Consider the following 5,964-nt stretch of genomic DNA (forward strand, 5'->3'; position numbering starts at 1 on the left):
CCAAGCGCGGTGAAGCCATTGAGGATGGCGGCGCGGATCTGGATCTCGGCAACCTGCCGGTCGAAGTCCCGAGCTGAGAGGCGCTGGCCAAGCAATTTCAAACAATGCATCTTTGTCTCAACGCGACTTCGGCGGTGGTAACCAGTCAGGTGTCGCCATAATGCGCGTCCCAAATATCTTAAAGATCGCACGGCTTCGTTTCGCGCTCTGGCGCCTGGTGTGTCAGCCTTCCAGAGTTTTGCATTCTTGCGTGGTGGGATGACAGCATCTGCATTGAGGGCAGCAATCGCGTCATGGCACTTGCGCGTGTCGAACGCACCGTCCGCAGTAACACTGCCGATGTCTTGGTCGGCTGGGATTTGGTTGAGAAGATCAGGTAGCATTGGAGCATCGCCAATACTGCTGATCGTCACCTCGACGGCCCGTATTTCCAATGTTTCTTCGTCGATCCCAATATGTATCTTGCGCCAAAAGCGGCGTTTAGGGCCACCGTGCTTGCGCGCATTCCATTCGCTTTCACCCTCAGCTTTGATGCCTGTGCTGTCTATCAGCAGATGCAGCGCTCCAGATGAGCCGCGATACGGAATACTGACCGGCAATGTCTTTTGCCGCCGACATAAGATGCTAAAGTCAGGCACGGACCACTCAATACCCATCAAAGCCAACAGACTTTCAACAAAGCCCGTCGTCTGCCGCAAAGGCAGACCAAAAAGCACTTTGATCGTCAGGCATGTTTGGATCGCCGCGTCGCTATAGGCCTGTTGACGACCCCTTCCACCTAAAGGCTTCGCTTCCCAAGCCATCTCAGCATCAAACCAGATTGATAACGACCCAAGCTGCTTCAAGGCCGTGTTATAGTCTGACCAGTTCGTGGTCTTATACGTCGTCGGTGTCCAGTTGCTCATGCCCTCCAGCTATCACACTGGATTCATACAGTGAATCCCATCAGCTGATTTGTGCAACAAAGCCTGTCGCAATGACAAACCTCTAATGCTTCGAGCGTGTCTGCCATAATGGATATTTCGGGGAGTATACGTTCGCCATGGTTGCGACCTATACGAAAGCGTTGCGAAGTGCCGCCTCGCATAATGGACTGTAATTGATCCTGTTCCGGGCCCTTTGGGCGAGAACAGCGCGCTGATCTGGAAAATGTAGACATATGAAACGATAAACCTACTCTTTGCAGCGACAAATTGGTCTATGCGTGGCTGAATTTTGGGGACATGTTTACAATGCCCAAGCAGGAAATACACGTGCTATCAGGTATCCCACATTCTCACTCTGCACACAATCCCTGCATCCCCCCCTTGCAACCCCTTCTCCCATCTGGTCCACCTAATCCATCCAAACAGTGAGAGCACCTTATGACCGATTTCGCCAAGACCCGCGCTATGTTCGATATTCCTGAGGGGATGATCTATCTCAATGGCAACTCGCTTGGCCCTATGCCCAAAGCGTCGCCCGATGCGATGATGCGGTTTTTGAACGACGAATGGCGCACAGAGCTGATCAAAGGCTGGAACACCAAGGGCTGGTTCATGCAAACCAACACGCTGGGTGATCGCATAGGCAAGCTGATTGGTGCAGACGCAGGGTCTGTTGTTGTCTCTGACACGCTCTCTATCAAAGTGTTCCAAGCGGTGGGTGCGGGTCTGTCCATGGTGCCCGATCGCCGTGTGATCCTATCTGACACAGGTAACTTCCCCACCGATCTTTATATGGTGCAGGGTTTGATAAAGCTCAAAGAAGACGGTTATGAATTGCGCACCGTCGAACCAGAGGCCGTCATCGACGCGATCACAGATGAGATCGCCGTGGTGACCTTGACAGAGGTGGATTACCGCACAGGGCGCAAGCACGACATGAAGGCGATCATCGACAAGGCCCATAGCGTTGGCGCGGTCGTTGTTTGGGACCTAGCGCATTCGGCGGGGGCGATCCCTGTGGATCTTTCTGGCTCTAACGTCGATTTTGCAGTTGGCTGTACCTATAAGTTTCTCAACGCCGGTCCCGGTGGCCCCGCGTTCATCTATGTCGCCCCCCGTTTAATCGACACGGTCGAGCCTGTTTTGTCTGGCTGGTATGGTCATGAAGCACCTTTCGCTTTCACCACGGATTACCGCCCTATGCCCGGCAAGATTGATCGTATGCGCATTGGCACGCCCTCTATCGCGTCCTTTGCATTGCTAGAGGCCGCTTTGGATATTTGGGAAGATGTGGACTTGAACGATGTACGCACCCGCGCCATTGAATTGATGGAGTTGTTCATCAGCGAAGTCGAAACCCGTTGCCCCGGTGTTACGCTAGTCGGTCCCCGTGACATGGCCCAGCGCGGCAGTCATGTTTCGTTCAAGTTCGAGCACGGCTATCCTTGTATGCAGGCCCTTATTGATTACAAAGTTATCGGCGATTTTCGCGCACCTGACATGATGCGTTTTGGCATTACGCCGCTCTTCGTGGGCGACGCTGAAATTCTTGGGGCCGTTGATGTGCTTGAGGACATCTTGAAAACCGAAAGCTACAAAGACGACCGCTTCCAAGTGCGTTCTGCCGTGACATGACCCAAGCAGGTGCGCCTATTGATTGGCGCGACATGACCGCAGCCCAGCGCGATGTGGCCTACTCCCCATCTCAAGCGCTTCCTGACGGCGATCTGATGCCCTACCTACGGGCTTATGCCACAGACAGCGCTGCGGCTCACGCGGCGCACGCCTACCAGACGATCAGCTACGGGGACAAACCGTCTAACACGGTTGATCTCTTTCACCCGACGTCCGACACACCTGCCCCCCTGCATATCTTCATCCATGGCGGTTACTGGCAGGCCCTCTCTAAGCGTGACAGCACTTTCCCCGCCTCTGGCCTCCTCGCGCAGGGCAGCGCTTTTGCAGCGGTGGATTACACCCTCGCGCCCCACGCTACGTTAGATCAGATCGTTGCTGAATGTATCTCAGCCGTGACCACGCTCTTTGAACAAGCGGACACTTTGGGCATCGACCCTAGCAGTATCACGCTCTCTGGCAGTTCCGCAGGCGCACATCTGGTTGCAATGACCTGCCTTGGCCTTCCCCCACACTATAAACCAAAGGCCGCGATCCTGCTTTCAGGCGTTTATGATCTAGAACCCCTTCTAAGCACCACGATTGCAGAGCCGCTCCACATGACCCTCGCAATCGCGCAAGCCAATAGCCCCGTTCTCAAGGAGCTCTCTCTCTTCCCCCCGACGTTGCTGGCATTTGGCGAGGTTGAGCCATCCGAGTTCAAACGACAATCCCGCGCCTTTGCGACCCTTCTTCCCAATGCGCAATGTGTTGAGATCAAATCACGCAATCATTTCGATATTGTTTACGACCTCTCCAACGCCAGCGATCTCGCAACGCGCATAACAGAGATTTCAAATGGGTGAACACCTCTCCTTTCCTGTGGACGGGCTGAGCTGTGCATCTTGTGCAGTGCGCGCAGAGACCGCATTGAACGCTGTCGAGGGTGTGGAAACCGCGCAGGTCAATTTCGCGACGGGCCTAGCAGACATCACGTTAAGCGCACCGCTAGACGCAACAGTACTTAGCAAAGCCCTCTCTGATGCAGGCAAACCCGCACGTCCAAACACAACGCGCCTTCAGATCAACGGCATGACCTGTGCATCCTGTGTTGGCCGCGTTGAGACAGCGTTGCTGAAAACAACGGGTGTCCTATCCGCAAACGTCAACTTGGCAACGGGCACAGCAGACGTCGAAAACCTCGGTACACCCCTGCCTGACCTCTTAAGTGCGGTGAAAGACGCAGGCAAAACCGCTCAAGCGCTTACCCCTGACACAACACCAACCACCGGCGATCCATCGCACAAGATGCGTGCTCACTTCATATTGGCTGCACTCCTCACCCTTCCCGTGTTCATTCTAGAAATGGGCAGCCACGCTTTCCCCGCGTTCCACCATCTGATCGCGCGCACAATCGGGATGCAGGCAAGCTGGGCGCTTCAATTCATCCTGACCGCGCTCGTCCTTCTTGGCCCGGGTCGCACACTCTGGCGCGATGGTCTCGTCTCTCTCAATAAACGCCGTCCCGATATGAATGCACTCGTGGTCCTAGGCTCAGGCGCTGCGTTCTTCTATTCCTGCGTCGCGCTCTTTGCGCCTATGCTCCTCCCCCTATCCGCACGCAGCGTTTATTTCGAGGCCGCCGCCGTGATCATCACCTTGATCCTTGCAGGGCGTTGGATGGAAGCACGCGCAAAAGGGCGCACGGGCAGCGCAATCGCCCGCCTCATTGCACTGCGCCCCACGAGCGCACTGGTAGAGCGCGACGGCATACGCCAAGACATCCCACTAGACGCGCTTAACCTAGGTGACATCATCCATGTTCGCCCGGGCGAACGGATTGCCGTTGATGGCACTGTCCTAAGTGGCGATAGCTGGATCGACGAAAGCATGCTGACAGGCGAACCCGTCCCTGTGCACAAATGTGAAAGCGCACGCGTTACCGCTGGAACAGTTAACGGAACGGGTACCCTATCATTTCGCGCAGACGCCGTCGGCGCAGATACCGTCCTAAGCCAGATCATAGAGATGGTCCAAAAAGCCCAAGGGGCACGCCTGCCCGTTCAAGACCTCGTCAATCAGATCACAGCGTGGTTCGTTCCCGCTGTCTTGGCGATTGCCGTACTAACCGTAACCATCTGGCTGATGTTCGGCCCTGACCCCGCGCTGACCAGCGCGCTCGTCGCAGGCGTCGCGGTCCTGATCATCGCATGCCCCTGCGCGATGGGTCTCGCCACCCCCACATCCATCATGGTCGGCACAGGTCGCGCCGCCGATCTGGGTGTTCTATTCGCCAAAGGCCCAGCCCTTCAAACGCTGCAATCCGTTACTACAGTCGCATTCGACAAAACAGGCACGCTCACGCAAGGACGCCCCGCGCTTACCAACACACATCTCTTCGGAACGCTCACCAAGGACCAAGCACTCACTTTGGCGGCGGCAGGAGAAGTGAATTCCGAACATCCCATTGCGCGCGCGCTTACACAGGAGGCAGACCAACGTGGCATTCTGCTGCCTGCGACAGATCACTTCAAAAGCATCACAGGTGGTGGAATTATGGCCAAGGTCCGTGGGCAGGACATTCTTCTCGGGAATGCGCGCCTTTTGAAAGATCATTCGGTTACGTTGGAAAAAATGAAGGACAGCGCTTTCATTGGCACTGAAATCCTTCTGGCGGTCGACGGTCAACTCACCGCTTGGTTTGAAGTTTCCGATCCCATAAAACAAAGCGCCAAATCCGCAATTACTGCGCTTAAGTCTATGAACATCAAAACAGTTATGATCACCGGCGATACATACGCTGCTGCAAAAAGCGTTGCAGAGCACCTCGGCATTGATCACGTTATCGCAGAGGTTTTACCCGGCGCAAAGGCTGAAACAATTACCAAACTGCAAAGCGACGGGCCAGTGGCCTTCGTCGGTGACGGCATCAATGATGCACCAGCTTTGGCAAGCGCAGACGTTGGTATCGCAATTGGAACAGGAACCGATGTCGCGGTAGAGGCTGCAGATGTGGTCCTTCTTTCTGGTAATCTGAATGCTGTTGGCACCGCGCTTTCTATCAGTACTGCAACACTCCGCAATATTCGCCAAAATCTGTTTTGGGCCTTCGCCTATAACGCTTTGCTCATTCCGATTGCCGCGGGCGCACTCTATCCCAGCTTTGGCCTTCTTTTATCCCCTGCTCTTGCTGCTGTTGCCATGGCGTTTTCGAGCGTTTTTGTAATTACCAATGCGCTGCGCCTACGTCGGATCAGCACACTCAGTAAGGCTTAATATCCCCCTTGCATCTTCAGTCTGCGTACCTGTTTCCAATTCATCAGAAAAAGTCGCACGTGCACGCCCCCTGTCTTTAGACGAATATAGGGCCCGATCTGAACTTTGCACCAAGGCATTTAAATCGTGCAACTCTCGTCGTGTTCGA

The 5,964-nt window shown here is 54.9% G+C and carries 4 protein-coding genes; 3 read left to right on the plus strand and 1 reads right to left on the minus strand.

Annotated features, from left to right (window positions below; translation table 11 throughout):
- A partial coding sequence (locus QZ279_RS13620) for an IS5 family transposase (protein ID WP_293451776.1) occupies positions 1-905 on the minus strand: 905 nt, incomplete at its 3' end.
- 459 nt (positions 906-1,364) lie between these two features.
- Here QZ279_RS13620 and kynU point away from each other — a divergent pair.
- The 3 genes from kynU to QZ279_RS13635 are packed head-to-tail and all read left to right on the plus strand — an operon-like array spanning position 1,365 to position 5,816.
- A complete protein-coding gene (gene kynU, locus QZ279_RS13625) occupies positions 1,365-2,561 on the plus strand; it encodes a kynureninase (protein WP_293451778.1) in 1,197 nt (398 codons plus the stop codon).
- Positions 2,558-3,406, plus strand: a complete 849-nt coding sequence (locus tag QZ279_RS13630) for an alpha/beta hydrolase (RefSeq protein WP_293451780.1) — start codon at positions 2,558-2,560, stop codon at positions 3,404-3,406. The genes kynU and QZ279_RS13630 overlap by 4 nt, the downstream gene beginning before the upstream one ends.
- Positions 3,399-5,816 (plus strand): heavy metal translocating P-type ATPase, encoded by a 2,418-nt coding sequence (locus QZ279_RS13635; RefSeq protein ID WP_293451782.1) that lies wholly within the window; start codon positions 3,399-3,401, stop codon positions 5,814-5,816. The genes QZ279_RS13630 and QZ279_RS13635 overlap by 8 nt, the downstream gene beginning before the upstream one ends.
- Positions 5,817-5,964 lie beyond the last annotated feature (148 nt).

The organism is Planktotalea sp. (genome assembly GCF_018607965.1).
Taxonomy (GTDB): Bacteria; Pseudomonadota; Alphaproteobacteria; order Rhodobacterales; family Rhodobacteraceae; genus Planktotalea.